Annotated in this window: 13 protein-coding genes; 11 read left to right on the top strand and 2 right to left on the bottom strand. The window is 66.8% G+C overall.

What is annotated here, in order from left to right:
* Nucleotides 1-151: 151 nt before the first annotated feature.
* Complete coding sequence (gene murJ, locus RM50_RS00255; protein ID WP_043448579.1) at nt 152-2,293, bottom strand: murein biosynthesis integral membrane protein MurJ; 2,142 nt, start codon at nt 2,291-2,293, stop codon at nt 152-154.
* Nucleotides 2,294-2,353: 60 nt separating this feature from the next.
* A complete protein-coding gene (locus RM50_RS00250) occupies nt 2,354-2,854 on the bottom strand; it encodes an NUDIX hydrolase (RefSeq protein WP_043448576.1) in 501 nt (166 codons plus the stop codon).
* 208 nt (nt 2,855-3,062) lie between these two features.
* On the opposite strand from RM50_RS00250, the gene RM50_RS00245 reads away from it, so the two are divergent.
* The 11 genes from RM50_RS00245 (at nt 3,063) to RM50_RS00205 (ending at nt 16,309) form a co-directional block, all read left to right on the top strand.
* Nucleotides 3,063-4,571, top strand: a complete 1,509-nt coding sequence (locus RM50_RS00245) for a CCA tRNA nucleotidyltransferase (RefSeq protein WP_043448574.1) — start codon at nt 3,063-3,065, stop codon at nt 4,569-4,571.
* A complete protein-coding gene (locus RM50_RS00240; RefSeq protein WP_043448571.1) occupies nt 4,568-5,152 on the top strand; it encodes a histidine phosphatase family protein in 585 nt (194 codons plus the stop codon). Before RM50_RS00245 ends, RM50_RS00240 begins: the two co-directional genes overlap by 4 nt.
* Nucleotides 5,153-5,307: 155 nt before the next feature.
* On the top strand, nt 5,308-5,439 hold the full coding sequence (locus RM50_RS21145) for a hypothetical protein (RefSeq protein WP_276202722.1): 132 nt from the start codon (nt 5,308-5,310) through the stop codon (nt 5,437-5,439).
* A gap of 389 nt (nt 5,440-5,828) precedes the next feature.
* On the top strand, nt 5,829-5,969 hold the full coding sequence (locus RM50_RS20790; RefSeq protein WP_167562140.1) for a hypothetical protein: 141 nt from the start codon (nt 5,829-5,831) through the stop codon (nt 5,967-5,969).
* A 60-nt stretch (nt 5,970-6,029) separates the two neighbouring features.
* Entirely contained in the window at nt 6,030-7,490 is a 1,461-nt protein-coding gene (locus RM50_RS00235) for a glycosyltransferase family 87 protein (RefSeq protein ID WP_043448568.1), read from the top strand.
* A complete protein-coding gene (locus RM50_RS00230) occupies nt 7,483-8,925 on the top strand; it encodes a phytoene desaturase family protein (protein ID WP_043448565.1) in 1,443 nt (480 codons plus the stop codon). Before RM50_RS00235 ends, RM50_RS00230 begins: the two co-directional genes overlap by 8 nt.
* Nucleotides 8,926-9,012: 87 nt before the next feature.
* Nucleotides 9,013-11,001, top strand: coding sequence for a penicillin-binding transpeptidase domain-containing protein (locus RM50_RS00225; protein ID WP_043448705.1), 1,989 nt, complete (start codon nt 9,013-9,015; stop codon nt 10,999-11,001).
* A 25-nt stretch (nt 11,002-11,026) separates the two neighbouring features.
* Nucleotides 11,027-12,709 carry an ATP-binding cassette domain-containing protein gene (locus RM50_RS00220; RefSeq protein ID WP_043448563.1) on the top strand — a complete coding sequence of 561 codons (1,683 nt, stop codon included), beginning with the start codon at nt 11,027-11,029 and terminating at the stop codon, nt 12,707-12,709.
* Between the two features lie 49 nt (nt 12,710-12,758).
* Nucleotides 12,759-13,532, top strand: coding sequence for a DeoR/GlpR family DNA-binding transcription regulator (locus tag RM50_RS00215; RefSeq protein WP_043448555.1), 774 nt, complete (start codon nt 12,759-12,761; stop codon nt 13,530-13,532).
* Complete coding sequence (locus RM50_RS00210) at nt 13,529-14,791, top strand: MFS transporter (protein WP_052259860.1); 1,263 nt, start codon at nt 13,529-13,531, stop codon at nt 14,789-14,791. Before RM50_RS00215 ends, RM50_RS00210 begins: the two co-directional genes overlap by 4 nt.
* A 21-nt stretch (nt 14,792-14,812) precedes the next feature.
* The gene (locus RM50_RS00205) at nt 14,813-16,309 is read left to right on the top strand and encodes a bifunctional phosphatase PAP2/diacylglycerol kinase family protein (RefSeq protein WP_043448552.1); all 1,497 of its coding nucleotides are present in this window, start codon (nt 14,813-14,815) and stop codon (nt 16,307-16,309) included.
* Nucleotides 16,310-16,364 lie beyond the last annotated feature (55 nt).

Below are 16,364 nucleotides of genomic sequence, written 5' to 3'. Positions count from 1 at the left end.
AGACTGTCCGGGATTGCCGGCTCAATGACGCAACCGCCATTCAGGCCCGGCGCATGGGCCAACCTGAATGCAACTACCCCTGTACCTGTTCGATCCTAGCCGATCCGGCCCGGACGGCCGTGGAGAAGACGGGCGCCGGAGGCCGTGCGTATCACTTTTTTCGCGGCCGGCGGCTCTTGAAATACGGGTTCTCCCCGGCCTTGCCCTGGTACGTGCGCCGGCCCGGAAGGGGAATCTCCTCGCTCAGCAGGCCCCCGCGCGCTGTACTTGGCTGGTCCTCGGCCGGCAGGTAGTCGCTGTCAGCACCTTCTTGCGTGCCGCCGTCGTACGTTTCAGGACGGCGGGCGCCGCGCTCCGGGTCCGGCCCGGCACGGAACGAGACGGCATCGAATTCCCCGGAGATCCGGGGTATGAGGCCGGTGTCAACGGACGTGGTGGCACGCTCCGGACGGCGCCCGGGCTCAGCCCCGGTTCCACCGGCGGCAGGGGACCACGGCGTGTCCCCGGCGTCCGGGGCAGGGGTCAGGCCGCCGCGCCCAAACCTGCCCAGCAGGGGCCGCAGCATGTCGCTGAGCTCAGAGACCCGGAAGAGCCTGAGCAGGAAGAAGTAGACCAGCAGCATGACCGGCCCCACCACGACCACCGTCACGAGTGCCTGGAGGCGGCCGCTCCAGGCGAAACCGTCCGGGGTGTAGCTGCCCATCAGCCACAGGGCGCCGGCCCCCGCAATCGCCGAGCCCAGGGCGGCGTAGCCCATCCGGATGTACGAATTGGCGATCCGTGGGCCGTCGAGGTGCCCCAGCATGCGGCGCAGGAAGAACGCACTGATGACCACCGAAAGGATGTTGCCCACCATGTACAGAACGGCGATGGCGTAGATGATCTGGCCCACCGGAAGGAATTGGATGGCGAAGGCGCCGGCCACGTACACCACGGCGAGCAGCAGCTGGACGTAGAACGGGGTTCGGGCGTCCTCGTTGGCGTAAAACACGCGGGACATCATGAAGTTGGCACTCATGAAGGGCGTGCTGAGCGCCAGGATGGTGAGCGTCTGGGCCAGCATGACGCCGTCCTGGCGCAGGCCGCCCGAGAAGAACATGCCCAGCGGACCTGCCAGGGCAAACAGCGCCAAAGCGCCAAACACGGTGGCCACGGCCATGGTCCTGAGCCCATGCGAGAGGGCATCGCGCAGTTCCGCGCGGTTGCCGTCCTGGGACGCCCTGGTCATGCGGTTGAAGAGCACAGTGGCCAGGGAAAGGGCAATGATCGAGTGCGGCAGCAGGTACAGCTGGCTGGCCACCTCGAGGACCGCGTTGCCGGGAAGGGTGGAGGCGGACGGGTCCCCCGCCTCCTTCAACCGGATGCGTTCGGCGCCGGGGATGGTGGCGATGCGCATGACGTACAGGAAGGCCAGCTGTCCGACGGCGGCCGTCAACAGGGTCCAGATGCTCAGCCGGGCAGCGTGGCCCAGTCCCACACCCCGCCAGCCGAACCGCGGACGGAGGCCGAGCTTCAGCCGGAAGACCGGCACCAGCAGGATGGCCGTCTGGGACAGCACGCCAATGGTGGAGAACCCGGCCACCAACAGTGTCTGGGTGGAACCCCAGTTGTCCAGGGTGTGCGGGCTGAACTCGTTCGTGCCGAAGATCCAGATGAACATCCCCAGGCCGGCGATGGCCACCACGTTGTTCAGGATGGGCGCCCACATGGCAGGGCCGAATGCGCCGTTGGCGTTCAGGACCTGGGTGAGCAGGGCGTAGAGGCCATAGAAGAAGATCTGCGGCAGACACCAGAACGCAAAGGTGACCGCGAGGGCCTTCTGCTGCGGCGAATAGCCCTGCGTGGTCAGCTCGATCACTCCGGGAGCGGCCAGCGTGACCAGCGCGGTCAGGCCAAACAGCAGCAGGACGGCCAGCGTCAGCAGCCTGCTGATGTAGTCCGCTCCCCTGTCCGGAGCCTTGCTGGCCTTGATGATCTGCGGAACCAGCACGGCGTTGAACACCCCGCCGGCCACCAGCAGGAAGATCAGGTTGGGCAGGTTGTTGGCATTGATGAACGTGTCATTGACCGTTGAACCCAGGCCCAGGGCGGTGCCGAGCATCCAGGTCTTGCCAAAGCCCAGGAAGCGCGACACCAGCGTTCCGGCGGCCATGATGGCGCTGGAACGGGTTTCGCTGACGCCGGAGGCCGCGGGCTGGGCGACGTCCGGGGCCGCCGGCTCGGGGGGCACACCGTCGGGTGCGGCATCATCGGGCCGGCCGGACCGGTCGGAAGGAAAGTTGGTAGCTGACATCGACTTCATCGTCTCACCCGGCAGCGGTTAACACCGCAACGACGACGGCGGCGGCCGGGCCTAGAGGTGCCCGGGCAGGACCTCGCGGGCGAGGTCGGCGATCCGGCGTTCGTTGGGGAAGGACAGCTTCCGGGCCAGCTCCTGGATGGGCACCCATGCCACATCCACGGCTTCCTGGTCGGGGTCGTTCTCGATGGTGAGCTCGCCGCCGGTGGCGCGCAGGAGGTAGTGGTGCACGGTCTTGTGGACGCGGTGGCCGCTGACGGTGAACCAGTAATCGATGCTGCCAAGCGGTGCCAGGATGGTGCCCTCGATGCCGGTTTCCTCGGCGATTTCGCGGACCGCGGCCTCTTCGTTGTTTTCCTTGCCCTCAGGGTGGCCCTTGGGCAGGCACCACTCGAGCCGTCCGCCCCGGTTAAGGCGGGCAATGATCGCGACCCGCAACCCGGCGTCGGACGTATCCACCACAACGCCGCCGGCAGAGACTTCCTCAACCGTGGGCAGCGACGCCGGTGCCGACTGCTGGGCAGGGGCGACGTGCGCACCGATTGCCGACGGCAATGGTGCGTTTGTCCTCCTGCCTGGAGCGCTCGGTACTGGATGGGCCATGGAGTCCACTCTAACGACTGTTGCCCTGCTGTGATGACCGGAACATGACACCAACATGGACGGGATATGACGTACTTTCCGGCGGGTAAGGCCAATCAGCGCCGATAGTGACGCATTTTTGGACTGCCGCGCCGCTGGTTTCTGCCAAGCTTAAGGAACTATGTCGCACGCACATCACAAGATTGATTCCCACACTGTCGACTTCAAGGTGGACCCGGTGGTCCTGGAGCTCGGGCAGCGTTTCGTGGACGCCGGCCACGAGTTGTCCCTGGTGGGCGGACCGGTGCGCGACCTCTTCCTTGGCCGGACCTCCCCCGACCTCGACTTCACCACTGACGCCACGCCTGACCAGACCGTGGCGCTGATCAAGAAGTGGGCGGACAACTTTTGGGAGATCGGGCGTGCCTTCGGCACGATCGGCATGCGCAAGGCCGGCTTCCAGATCGAGATCACCACGTACCGGGCCGAAGCCTACGACCCCGACTCCCGCAAGCCGGTGGTGGCGTTCGGCACATCACTGACCGATGACCTGCTGCGGCGCGACTTCACCATCAACGCCATGGCGCTGAAACTGCCCTCGATGGAACTCGTGGACCCGTTCGGCGGGGTCCGGGACCTGCACGCCTCCGTGCTTGCAACGCCCGGCGCCCCGGAATCATCCTTCTCCGACGACCCGCTGCGCATGATGCGTGCGGCCAGGTTTGCCGCGCAGCTGGGGGTGTCGGTGCGGGCGGACGTCCGTGAGGCCATGGAGAGGATGGCGGACCGGATCAAAATCATCTCCGCCGAGCGGGTCCGGGATGAACTGGTCAAACTGGTCTGCGGTGCGCGGCCCCGCAGCGGCGTGGACCTGCTGGTGGAAACGGGACTGGCCGAACACGTGCTGCCCGAGGTGTCCGCCCTCCGGCTGGAGTCCGACGAGCACCACCGGCACAAGGACGTCTACCAGCATTCCCTGCAGGTCCTTGAGCAGGCGGCGGAACTGGAGACGGACGCGGAGGGCCCAGTGCCGGGGCCCGACTTCGTGCTCCGCTTCGCTGCCTTGATGCACGACGTCGGGAAGCCGGCTACGCGCCGCTTCGAACCGGGCGGCGCGGTGAGCTTCCGGCACCACGACATGGTGGGTGCCAAGCTGACGGCCAAGCGCATGAAGGCGCTCCGGTTCGACAATGACACCACCAAGGCCGTGGCCCGCCTGGTGGAGCTCCACATGCGCTTCTACGGTTACGGTGACGCGGGCTGGAGCGATTCAGCCGTCCGCCGGTACGTCACCGACGCCGGTCCCCTGCTGGAACGCCTGCACCGGCTCACCCGCTCGGACGTCACCACCCGGAACCAGCGCAAGGCCGAACGCCTGGCCTTCGCCTACGACGATCTGGAAGCCCGCATCGCCGCACTGCGTGAACAGGAGTCGCTGGACGCCGTGCGTCCGGACCTGGACGGATCGAGGATCATGGACCTGCTGGGCCTCAAGCCGGGGCCCGTGGTGGGCCGCGCGTACAAGTTCCTCCTGAACGAACGGATGGAGCACGGGCCGCTGCCCACGGCGGAGGCAGAGGCGCGCCTGCTCCGCTGGTGGGCCGAACAGCCTGAAGCAACACCCGCCGGACCTGCCGCCGAAGCCCCTGCCGCCGTCGTCGAACCTTCCCCTGTTGAGGAGTCCAAGTGACCAGTCCCGCCTTTGCCCCGCGCCCCCAGCTCTGGATCCTCCGCCACGGCGAGACTGAGTGGTCCAAGAGCGGGCAGTACACCGGCCTCACCGACCTCCCGCTGACTGTGGAGGGCGAGCAGCAGGCCGTGGAGGCCCGCAAGGTGCTGGACGGCGTCGACTTCGACCTTGTGCTCACCTCGCCGCTGCGGCGGGCCCGCCGCACGGCCGAACTCGCCGGCTTCCCCGATGCCCGGCACGAACCGCTCGCGGTGGAGTGGAATTACGGGGATTACGAGGGCATCAGCTCTGACCTGATCCGCAAGGACAACCCGGACTACCTGATCTGGACCCACGGGGTGCCCAACGGCGAAACCCTCGACGAGGTGGCGGCCAGGGCGGACAAGATCATCGGCCGGATCCTGGAATCGGGGATGGACAATGTGCTGATCGTGGCACATGGGCACTTTTCCCGGATCCTCACCGCCCGCTGGCTGGAACTGCCCGCCACGGAGGGCCGGCACTTCGTTTTGGGTACGGCCAAGGTCTGCACCCTTGGGTGGGATAAAAAGACGCCCGCTATTGTCCGCTGGGGCCTGTAAAACCTATTTATAGGAAACTTTTATCTTCTTTCCCTGAATTGCTGGATTCCCGAAGTTTCCTGCGGTACCTTTATTCCTGACACCACGGCGATCTGCCTGGGTCGATGACCGCATTGCAATCCACGCAGCGGACAGCAGAAAAGGAGGTTGGGAAAATGATGACTTTGACTGGCGAATGGAATACGCCCATCACTGCGTTCCCGGCCTTTGCTGATGACGCGCGCGTGGCTTCGGTCCATGACGGTTCCCGCCGGGCGGCTGCCTTCCCGGGCTGGCTGCACGGCTAAGCGGCACCAGTCTCCGGCAATCGGCACCCTCTGGGTCCAGCGCCTGGACTGCGCCTGCATTGACCGTCCGCACCGGTAGCGGCACCCGCGTCAGCCCCTGGCCAGCTCCGTACCCGCCTGCCCGCGTCACTGCCGTGTCCAGCCGGCGGCATAGCCTTCCCCGGGCCCTCCCACCTGCTTTTCATGTGGAGGCTCCGTATCCAGCTGTGCCGTTCTACGCCGGCGCCCCGCGTTCAGCAGCAAGCGGCAATCCGTAAAGTTGCGCTTTTCCGCGCAATTTCCCTAATTCCCGTTTGTGGAATTCCCACGCCCTAATTCGCGCATTCCTGCCCCCGGATTCAGGGCTAGTCCGGCATGCGCTTTTCCGTGCCCAAATACCAAGGAAGGAGGTGGCTCCCTTGATGCAAAAAATCATGGGACTTCTGTCCCGCCAACTGCAGCGCCGCAGTTCCTTCAACAGTGAACTGCTGGAACAGCACCGGAACGATGTCTTCGTGCTGATGCACCAACAGCTTGGCGGCCTGCGCTGACGGCCGGTCCCGATCCTGCGGTCCGTTCCCGCGGGACGGGCCGGCTGTAAGCTCGATGCCATGCACGAGACCCAGCCGCCGGAAGACGGACGACGGCCACGAATCGTGGTGCCCAGCCGCAGCGATACCCTGCTGCGGAATTTCACCGAACTGGTCGGTGGCCCACTGGGGGCCAGGACGGATCCCGGCGTGGTCTCCCCCGGCATGTTCACCGTTGAGCGCGTGCTGATCCTGCTCACGGCACTGGCAGCACTCGTGGGCATCCTGCTGAAGGGATACTGCCGGGCCAACGGCTGGGAAACGCCCACCCAGTTCTACGCCACCTGCTACTCGGATTTCCCCGAACTGTTCCGCAACCGCGGCCTGGCATCGGGAATCTTTCCCATCCTTGGCAGCGGCAGCCAGTTCGAGTACCCGGTCCTCATCGGTTTGATTGCAGGGGTGACGGCCTGGCTGGTGCCGGGTGGGGATGCTGATGCCCGGGCCCTTGCCTACTTCGACATCAACACCGTGCTGCTGGCGGCAGTTGCCATGGTGGCTGTGCTGGTGACTGCGCGAATGCCCGGACGGCGTCCCTGGGATGCCGCCATGGTGGCCGTGGCCCCGGGGATCATACTTGCCGGAAGCATCAACTGGGACCTTTGGGCCGCGTGCCTGCTGGCCGTGGGCATGTACCTTTTTGCCCGGCAGCGGCTGGTTGCCGCCGGAGTCCTGATCGGCCTGGCAACCGCCACCAAGCTGTATCCCGTGCTGGTCCTCGGGGCCATCCTGCTGCTTGCCGTGCGCACTGGACGGTGGCGCCCCCTGCTGGTGACCGGGGGCAGCGCGGCCGCCGCCTGGGTGCTGGTCAACCTACCCTTTGCCGCCGCCAACCCGTCCGGGTGGGCCTTCTTTTTCCAGTACAGCGCTGAACGCGGCGCCGGCTACAGCTCGGCCTGGTTCGCCTACAACCTGGTGGCCGGCAGGCTGGGGTGGGCCGGGTTGGGGGCGGACGCCGTCAGCTGGTTGTCCGGTGGCTTGTTTGTGGCGGCATGTGCCGGCATCGCCGCCGTGGCCCTGACCGCTCCCCGCCGGCCCCGCCTGGCGCAGCTCGCTTTCCTGGTGGTTGCGGCCTTCATCCTTACCAGCAAGGTCTACTCGCCGCAGTATGTGGTGTGGCTGATCCCGCTGCTTGCCCTGGCCAGGCCCCGATGGCGGGATTTCCTCGTCTGGCAAGGCATCGAAGCCCTGCATTGGGCTGCTATCTGGATGTACCTTGGACAGGTGACCAGCGCAGGTTCCTCCCAGCACAACCTGGACATGCCCTACTACGTCCTGGCCGTGGCCGCACACATGGCCGCGGTGGCCTATCTCATGGCCCGCGTTGCCCGTGATATCTACGACCCTGACTTTGACCCCATCCGCCGCCACCATCTTGACGACCCCCACGGCGGACCCTTTGCAGGTGCACCGGACCGGGTCCGGCTAAAGCCTTGGCGGCGCCCCGCATCCCTGATCCCGAAAGCCAGGTCCAATGCCTGATGTGGCGGTAGTAGGTTCCGGACCCAATGGACTTGCGGCCGCGGTGGTCATGGCACGGGCAGGCCTCTCAGTGGAAGTCTTCGAGGCCGCAGCAACCATCGGCGGCGGAACACGCACCTCCGAGCTGATGCAGCCCGGGCACTTCCACGACGTTTGCTCGGCAGTCCACCCCATGGCCCTGGCATCCCCGTTCTTCCGCGCCTTCGAGCTCCCCCGCCGGGTGGACCTGGTGACCCCGGAAGTGTCCTTCGGTTCCCCGCTGGACGGCGGCCGTGCAGCACTGGCCTTCAGGTCACTGGAGCGGACGGCGGCTGAACTGGGCCAGGACGGGCCGGCTTACCGGCGGTTGATGGAACCGCTGGTGCGGCACATCGACGACGTCATGGACTTCACCCAGAACCAGCTCCTGCGCATCCCGCGGAATCCCCTGGCGGCGGCGGTGTACGGGCTGCGCACCCTCGAACAGGGGACCGGACTGTGGAACGCAAGGTTCAAGGAGGAACTTGCGCCTGCACTCCTCAGCGGAGTGGCCGCCCACGCCGTGTCCCATTTGCCCTCCTTGGCGGCATCCGGGGCCGGTCTCATGCTTGGCGCCTTGGGGCACGCCGCCGGCTGGCCCATCCCCCGCGGCGGCTCTGCCACGATCGCGGCGGCACTCGCGGACGACATCCGCGCCCACGGCGGGGTCATCCACACGGGAACCCCGGTAGACCGGCTGGAGGAGCTGCCGGCCACCCGCGCCACACTACTGGACGTTGCGCCCAGGGGCCTGCTGGGCATGGCAGGGGAATCCCTTCCCGGCCATTACCGGCGCGCACTGGAGCGTTTCCGCTACGGCAACGGCTCCTGCAAGGTGGATTTCATCCTGTCCGGGCCAGTGCCATGGCAGGGCCAGGGACTTTCCGACGCCGGCACCGTCCACGTGGGCGGCACGCGGGCGGAGCTGGCACGCTCCGAAAACGAGGTCAGCGCCGGCCGCCACCCTGACCGGCCCTATGTTCTGGTTGCCCAGCCTTCGCGCTACGACTCAGGCCGTGCACCCCAAGGCCGGCACACGCTCTGGACCTACTGCCATGTCCCCGCGGGCTCGAGCAGGGACATGACGAACGAGGTTGCGGCGCAGCTCGAACGCTTCGCACCGGGTTTCCGCGACCTGGTGGTGGACTCACATGCCGTCACGGCAGCGGAGTTGGCGCAGTACAACCGCAACTACATCGGAGGCGATTTCAGCGCCGGCATCCTGGACGTCCGGGGCCTTATCCAGAAGCCGGTGGTGTCCCCCGTGCCGTGGCGGACTCCGCTGCTGGGCGTCTACCTGTGTTCTTCGTCCACGCCGCCGGGCCCCGGAGTGACGGGCATGCCGGGGCTGCACGCTGCTACGTACGCCCTGAAGGACGTCTTCAAGCTCCCGGTCCCGGACCTGGGACTGGTCTAGGGGGTACCACCCCGCCCTGCTTCTCCCGCCTGCCGCCCCGGAGCCGGGATGGCGCTGCAGGTGCCCGGGCCGGGGGATAATGGCGCCATGGGGAACACAACAAAATTTTCGCTTGCCATAGCTGTGCTCGTTCTTGGAACCTCGCTGGTGGCCTGCGATGACGGAAAGTCCGGGGCGGAAGCGGCAGCACAGCAGCTGGCAGGCGCCGTCTCGGCACTGGACGTAGGTTCCGTGGCATTTGAGGGCAAGGACGCCGCCGCGGCCAACGACCAGCTGCACCAGGTCTTCGCCGGCCTTGATCCGCAAAAGCCCCAGGTTGAGGCGGGCAGCCTCACCCTGGACGGGGACAAAGCCTCGGCCCCCTTGAACTACACCTGGAAGTTCGGCGACGCCGAATGGAAGTACACCATCGCGGCGAACTTCAGGAAGTCCGGTGACAAATGGCTCACCGTCTGGGACCCGGCCATGCTGGCGCCCGGGCTCGCGGACAGTGAAATCGTCACCAAAGGATCCCAGTCACCCCAGCGCGCCGACATCCTCGGCGCCGGAGACGTCCCGCTGGTGACTTACCGCCCCGTGGTCAACGTCGGAATAGACAAACCCCAGCTGGGCGGAGCCGACCCCGCCGATTCGGCAGGCAAATTGGCCGCGCTGGTGGGCGTGGACCCGGCAGGCTACGTTCAGCAGGTCAAGGCAGCCGGTGCCCAGGCCTTTGTATCTGCGATCACGCTGCGCCAGGAAGGCCGCACCATCACCGATGAGCAGATCCAGGCCATCCCTGGCGCGCGCGGCATACCGGCATCCATTCCGCTCGCCCCGTCGCGGACATTTGCCCGTGCAGTGCTCGGATCCGTGGGGGAAGCCACCGCCGAGCAGATCGACGCCTCCAACGGTGTGCTGGCCGCCGGCGATGTCACCGGCATCGGCGGCCTGCAGCAGCAGTATGACAAACAGCTGCGCGGATCGGACGCCGTCGTCATCCGGGCACAGCGCGCCGACCTCACCCGCGAACAGATCCAGTCCGCAGGCACGGACCCCCGGCGCGTCCTCTTCCAAGTGGAACCCAAACCCGGAACACCCCTGAAGACCACGCTGGATCCACGGCTGCAGACCCTGGCGGAGAGCACCCTGGAGGGCGTGGGCCCGGCCTCAGCCATCGTGGCCATCAAGCCCTCCACCGGCGCTGTGCTGGCAGCAGCATCCGGGCCGGGCAGCAACGGGTACAACACGGCCATGCTGGGGCAGTACGCGCCCGGTTCCATCTTCAAAATGGTGGATTCGCTGGCGATGTTCCGCAACGGCATGACGCCCGACTCGACCGTCCAGTGCACCCCAACGCTCACCGTGGACGGCCGGACCTTCAAGAACTCGGAAGGCTATCCGGAATCATCCCTGGGAGCGGTCACCCTGCGGGATGCCTTCGCGCACTCCTGCAACACCGCATTCATCTCGCAGCGGGACGCCGTATCGCAGGCCCAGCTCGAAGCTGCCGCCACTTCCATGGGCGTGGCAGTGGAAGCGCCCAAACTCGGGGCCGAAGCCTTCCTGGGCTCCGTCCCGGGCAAGGCCGAAGGGACCGAACACGCAGCATCCATGATCGGCCAGGGCAAGGTGTTGCTCTCCCCGCTGGCCGCGGCCATCATGGCCGGCTCCGTGGCCAAGGGTGCGTCGGTCTCGGCGCAGCTGGTCCTTAACCCCGACGCCGGAGCTCCCGCCGCCGGGACCACCGCGGGATCCACGGCTCCAGCAGCCGAACCCTCAGCCACCGCCACTGCCGAAGCCCCATCGACGGCGTCGGACAAGCCCATCACCGCGGCGGAGGCGGCGTCGCTGGCCGACATGATGCGCGCCGTAGTGACCTCCGGACACGCGGGTTTCCTGTCCAGCGTCCCCGGGGCGCCGGTGGGCGCCAAGACCGGAACCGCCGAGTTCGGTACCGAAAATCCGCCCAAGACGCACGCCTGGATCGTGGCCGTGCACGGCGACCTCGCCGTTGCCGTCTTCGTGGAGGACGGTGGCCTCGGTGCCACCACTTCCGGACCGCTGCTGAAGCAGTTCCTCACCGCCGCCGGGTAGGTACGGGCATGGGAGGATTGACGTCGTGGCCCATATTGACGTTTCCGGCATCGACTACTTCCTCTCCGACGGCACCCAGCTCCTGAACGGCGTGACCTTCAAGGTTCCGGACGGCACCAAGACCGCCCTGATCGGGCCCAACGGGACTGGCAAGACCACCCTGTTCCGGATCATTGCAGGGGACCTGGTCCCGGACGAGGGCGTTGTTGGGCGTTCGGGCACCATGGGCATCATGCGCCAGTTCGTGGGCCAGGTCCGGGATGATTCCAGTGTCCGGGACCTCCTGGTTTCCGCCGCTCCCCCGGCTCTGGCCGCCGCTGCCCGCGAGGTCGCCGACGCCGAGCTGGCCATGATGGAGCACGACGACGAACCCACCCAGATGCGGTATGCCCAGGCCATCGTGGACTGGGGGGACGCCGGCGGGTACGACGTGGAAACCGTGTGGGACGAGGTCTGCATGGCAGCGCTGGGACTCCCCTACGACCGCGCACAGCACCGGCCGGCGTCGAGCCTTTCGGGCGGGGAGCAAAAGCGCCTGGTGCTGGAGGCACTGTTTGCCGGCCCTGACGACCTGCTGCTGTTGGACGAGCCGGACAACTACCTGGACGTGCCGGGCAAGCGCTGGCTCGAGGAGAAGCTGAATGAGTCGAAAAAGACAGTCTTCTTCATCAGCCACGACCGGGAACTGCTGAACAACGCCGCCGGCCGCATCGTCACGCTGGAGCCTGGGATCAATGGAGCCGCGGCCTGGATCCACGGCGGCGGTTTCGGTTCCTACGTGGAGGCGCGGGCGGACCGGAACGCGCGCTTCGAGGAACTGCGCAAGCGCTGGGACGAGGAGCACATCAAGCTCAAGGAACTCGTCAACATGTACAAGAACAAGGCCGCGTTCCGCTCGGACATGGCCAACCGCTACCACGCCGCACAGACCCGGTTGGCCAAGTTCCTTGAGGCAGGACCCCCGGAGGCGTTGCCCATCGAACAGAACGTGCAGATGCGGCTCAAGGGCGGCCGCACGGCAAAACGTGCCATCGTGGCGGAGCGGCTGGAGCTGACCGGGCTCATGAAGCCGTTTTCCACCGAGGTGTGGTTCGGTGACCGCGTGGGCGTGCTCGGCTCCAACGGGTCCGGCAAATCCCACTTCCTGCGGCTGCTCGCCACCGGCGGCACGGACCCCGAACGTGAACACCTGCCCGTATCGGATGTGGACATAGCGGAGGTGCCGCACGAGGGAACCGTCAAGCTCGGCGCCCGGATCCGCCCTGGCTTCTTTGCCCAGACCCACGTCCGTCCCGACCTGCTGGGAAAGACGCTGCTGGAAATCCTGCACCGCGGCGATGAACACCGGTCCGGACTGGGCCGGGAAGCCGCCGCAGGAGCCCTGGACAGTTACGGCCTTGCCGGGCAGTCGGAACAAAAGTATGAATCCCTGTCCGGTGGCCAGCAGGCACGGTTCCAGATCCTCCTGCTCCAGCTCAGTGGCGCCACGCTGCTCCTGCTGGACGAGCCCACGGACAACCTGGACCTGCATTCCGCGGAAGCGCTGGAGCGGGCCATCGACCACTTCGAGGGAACGGTCCTTGCGGTGACCCACGACCGTTGGTTTGCGCGCACCTTCGACCGGTTCCTCGTCTTTGGCTCCGACGGGAAGGTGTACGAATCGGCGGAGCCGGTCTGGGACGAGCAGCGGGTGCAGCGGGCCCGCTGACAGCTGATCAAGTAATGATCAAATGATCATTACTTGATATCGTTTGCTCATGAAGACGGATGAGCGGCACCGGACTATCGCCGAAATCCTGCGGCGCCAGTCGGGCGCCACTGTGGAAGAGCTGATGCAGGCCTGCGCCGCCTCCGGCGCCACCATCCGCCGCGACCTCGAGATACTCGCAGGCCACGGCGTCCTCCGCCGGGTCCACGGCGGTGCCAGGAGCCTGATCGGCCAAGGGCAGAACCCCGGTTACGGCCAGCGCGAGCTGGAGGAGCGTGACGCAAAGGCCCGTATCGCCGCCGCCGTCGCCGCCCTGGTGGCGGACCGGGAACACGTCTGGCTGGACAGCGGAAGCACAGCGACGGAGGTAGCCAGGGCCTTATCCGGCCGCGAATTGACGCTGATGCCCATGTCCCTGCAGGCGCTCAATGCTGCGGCCCAGGGCGACGGCACCGGAGGCCCGCGGCCGTCCCTGCTGCTGCCCGGCGGCAGCGTCATGCCCGGTGAGTTCTCCTTCCGGGGACCCCTCGCCGAATCGAACATCAGGTCCCTCCGCTTCGACACCGCCATTGTCACGCCCTGCGCCATGGACTTCCAGGACGGCCTGCTGGCCCACGACCTGGACGATGCCGCGGTCAAACGTGCGGGCCTGCAGTCCGCCGGCCGCGTTGTGGTGGCGGCCTCCGCAGCCAAATGGCATGCGACTGCCCGGGTGCTCGTCGCCGGCCTGGACCGGGTGGACACCATCGTCACGGACAGGCAACTCAGCGGGCACGACAAAGCTGAACTCGACAAATTTTCTGTGGAAGTAGTGAACGTATGAGCATCAACACCGGTACAGACGAGCACGCGGGGTTGAACGCCGCTGCCGCCGCCACGTTCGTGGTCTTTGGCATCAACGGGCTTGTCTTTGCCAGTTGGGCCGCCCGCATCCCCGCTGTCACCCAGACCCTCCAGATCACCTCCGGCCAAATGGGCACGCTGCTGCTGTGCACTGCCGTCGGCTCCCTCCTCGCCCTTCCCACGGCCGGCCTGGTCGTTGGGAGGATCGGCACCGCCAATACGGTCCGGTCTGCCGGAATGCTGGCTGCCGCTGCCGGCGTCGGCATCGCCCTTTCCCTTTCGGCTGTATCGATTCCCGGGACGGCGGTGTCCCTGTTCTTCTTCGGCATCGGCATCGGGCTATGGGACGTGGCACAGAACATTGAAGGCGCCGATGTCGAACACAAGCTTCGGCGCACCATCATGCCGCAGTTCCATGCGGCCTTCAGCGGCGGAGCGTTCGTGGGCGCCTTGGTCGGCGCCGGACTGTCCACCCTGGGCGTGGACCTTCCCGTGCACCTGCTGGTCATCGCCGGCGTCGTTGTGCTGGTGGCCCTCACTGCCCCCCGCTATTTCCTTCCCCACCTGTCAACCGCGCCGGCTGCAGCGGAGCCGAAGCCCGCCAAGGGGCCGTCCGCCTGGCGCGATGGCAGGACGCTGCTCATCGGCGTGGTGGTGCTGGGGGCAACCCTGACGGAAGGAGCGGGCAACGACTGGATTGCGAAGGCTTCCGTGGACGGGCTCGGTACATCCGAGTCCACCGGGGCACTCATGTTCGCCCTGTTCGTCCTGGCCATGACGGCAATGCGGTTCCTCGGCGGCCGGGTGATCGACAAGTACGGCCGCGTCGTGGTGCTCCGGGCCAGCATGGCAGCAGCTGCCGCCGGCCTTGGTCTCTTTGTGCTGGCACCCAATATCTGGCTCGCCGGCGTAGGTGCCGCGCTGTGGGGAGTGGGGGCGGCCCTTGCCTTTCCTATGGGCATGTCCGCAGCATCGGATGATCCCCGCCACTCGGCGGCGCGCGTTTCCGTTGTATCCACTTTGGGGTATATATCGTTTCTTGCGGGGCCGCCACTGCTGGGGTACCTGGGTGATCTCATCGGCATCCACACCGCCCTGCTGGCAATCATGTTTCCCATCGTGGTTGCGCTGCTGCTGGCCGGTGCGGCTCGGCCCCTCAGTGTTGCCCCCGAAACGCCCAGCCGGGAGCCTGCAACCCAGGAACCCGCAAACAGGGAGTCGCGGCCCGGCGGGAACTAAGCCCGGGGATAGGGTGAACACATGCAAAGCATGAAGCCCCGGGGCAGGAGCTGGATCAGCCGGGTTGATAGATACCTCTTACGGCATGTTTCGAACCTTCCAGGCGGCAACCACGACACGTTTTTCCGGCGGCTTTCCGCCTCCGCCAACAACGGCAAGCTCTGGATGGGGACTGCCGCTGTGCTGGCGTTGTTTCCCGGAAAGACGCGCAGGGCGGCCCTCCACGGCCTGATTGCCCAAGGTGTGGCATCCGCGGTCACCAATGTGGTCTTCAAGACCCTGCTCCCCCGTACCCGGCCGTTGCCGGAACACCTGCCGGTCTTCCGGTTCGTGCACCCGCAGCCCACAAGTTCGTCCATGCCGTCCGGGCACTCGGCGTCCGCCGTGGCGTTCGCGGTGGGGGTGGGACTGGTGCGTCCCGCGCTCGGGCTTGCCGTTGCCCCGGCCGCGGCCGGGGTTGCCTACTCCCGGGTGCACACCGGTGCGCATTGGCCAACCGATGTTCTGTTCGGCTCGGCCATCGGGGCCGGCGCCGCGCTCGTGACCCGTCACTGGTGGCCCGTACGCCCGCCTATCCCGCAGACAACGCGGGCGTGGACAACAGCCCCTGCGGTGCCAGGCGGGGAGGGGCTCAGCATCGTGGTCAACACCCTGGGCGGCTCCTTCAAAGAAGAAACGGCTGCCGCACTCCGGGAAGTATTTCCCAAAGCGCATATAAATACCGTCCAGCCTGATGAGGACCTGGTGGCGCGCATCAAGGCGACCGCCGACCATCCCGGAACCCGGGCCCTCGGTGTGTGGGGAGGTGACGGGACCGTCGGCGCAGCGGCCGCGGCCGCCGTCGAACGTTCCATGCCCCTCCTGGTTCTCCCCGGCGGGACCCTCAATCATTTTGCCCGGGATGCCGGAACGGGGAGCCTGAAGGATGCCGCGGAGGCTGCAAACGAAGGCGAAGCCGCCCTGGCGGACATCGGACTTGTCACGGTGGAACGGGGGCTGGCCGGAGCTCCGGAAGTCGCGGAACTGGCAATGCTCAACACTTCCAGCATCGGCATCTACCCGAACTTCGTCAGGCGGCGGGAACACCTGCAACCCGCGCTGGGCAAGCCACTGGCCGGCGTCGTCGCCATGTTCCGGACCTTTGCCGCAGGAACCCCCATCACCCTGAACGTGGACGGCGTCCGGCACAAGGTGTGGATCGCGTACCTGGGCCGGGGCCGCTATTACCCCCGCGACCATGCTCCCCTGATCCGGCCCGTAATGGACGACGGCGTACTTGATGTCCGCCTCATCACCGCTGACGAATCCTTTGCCCGGCTCCGGTTGCTGTGGGCCGTCCTCACCGGAACGGTGGCCACCTCCCGGATCACCCATCTCCGCGAGGCCAGGGAGGTCAGGATCGACGCCGGCGGCGCACCCATGGCGCTGGCAGTCGACGGGGAAGCCTTGGCCGGCGTCCGCAGTGTCTCCTACACGGTCCGGCCGCACGCACTGACGTATTACTCCCCGCTCCGCTGACCCGCCGGACCTTGGGGACGGGGCACCCGCGGAAATACCCTGATTCTCCCCTGAA

It is taken from the genome of Pseudarthrobacter phenanthrenivorans, from assembly GCF_000813845.1.
GTDB classification, from domain to species: domain Bacteria; phylum Actinomycetota; class Actinomycetes; order Actinomycetales; family Micrococcaceae; genus Arthrobacter; species Arthrobacter phenanthrenivorans_B.
This window is presented reverse-complemented; position numbering and strand designations above follow the sequence as displayed.

Excerpts from the sequence above, each read along its gene's own strand:
- murJ (WP_043448579.1), bottom strand. The coding sequence starts at position 2,293 with ATGTCAGCTACCAACTTTCCTTCCGACCGGTCCGGCCGGCCCGATGAT.
- RM50_RS00245 (WP_043448574.1), top strand. The coding sequence starts at position 3,063 with ATGTCGCACGCACATCACAAGATTGATTCCCACACTGTCGACTTCAAG.
- RM50_RS21145 (WP_276202722.1), top strand. The coding sequence starts at position 5,308 with ATGATGACTTTGACTGGCGAATGGAATACGCCCATCACTGCGTTCCCG.
- RM50_RS00235 (WP_043448568.1), top strand. The coding sequence starts at position 6,030 with ATGCACGAGACCCAGCCGCCGGAAGACGGACGACGGCCACGAATCGTG.
- RM50_RS00230 (WP_043448565.1), top strand. The coding sequence starts at position 7,483 with ATGCCTGATGTGGCGGTAGTAGGTTCCGGACCCAATGGACTTGCGGCC.
- RM50_RS00225 (WP_043448705.1), top strand. The coding sequence starts at position 9,013 with ATGGGGAACACAACAAAATTTTCGCTTGCCATAGCTGTGCTCGTTCTT.
- RM50_RS00215 (WP_043448555.1), top strand. The coding sequence starts at position 12,759 with ATGAAGACGGATGAGCGGCACCGGACTATCGCCGAAATCCTGCGGCGC.
- RM50_RS00210 (WP_052259860.1), top strand. The coding sequence starts at position 13,529 with ATGAGCATCAACACCGGTACAGACGAGCACGCGGGGTTGAACGCCGCT.
- RM50_RS00205 (WP_043448552.1), top strand. The coding sequence starts at position 14,813 with ATGCAAAGCATGAAGCCCCGGGGCAGGAGCTGGATCAGCCGGGTTGAT.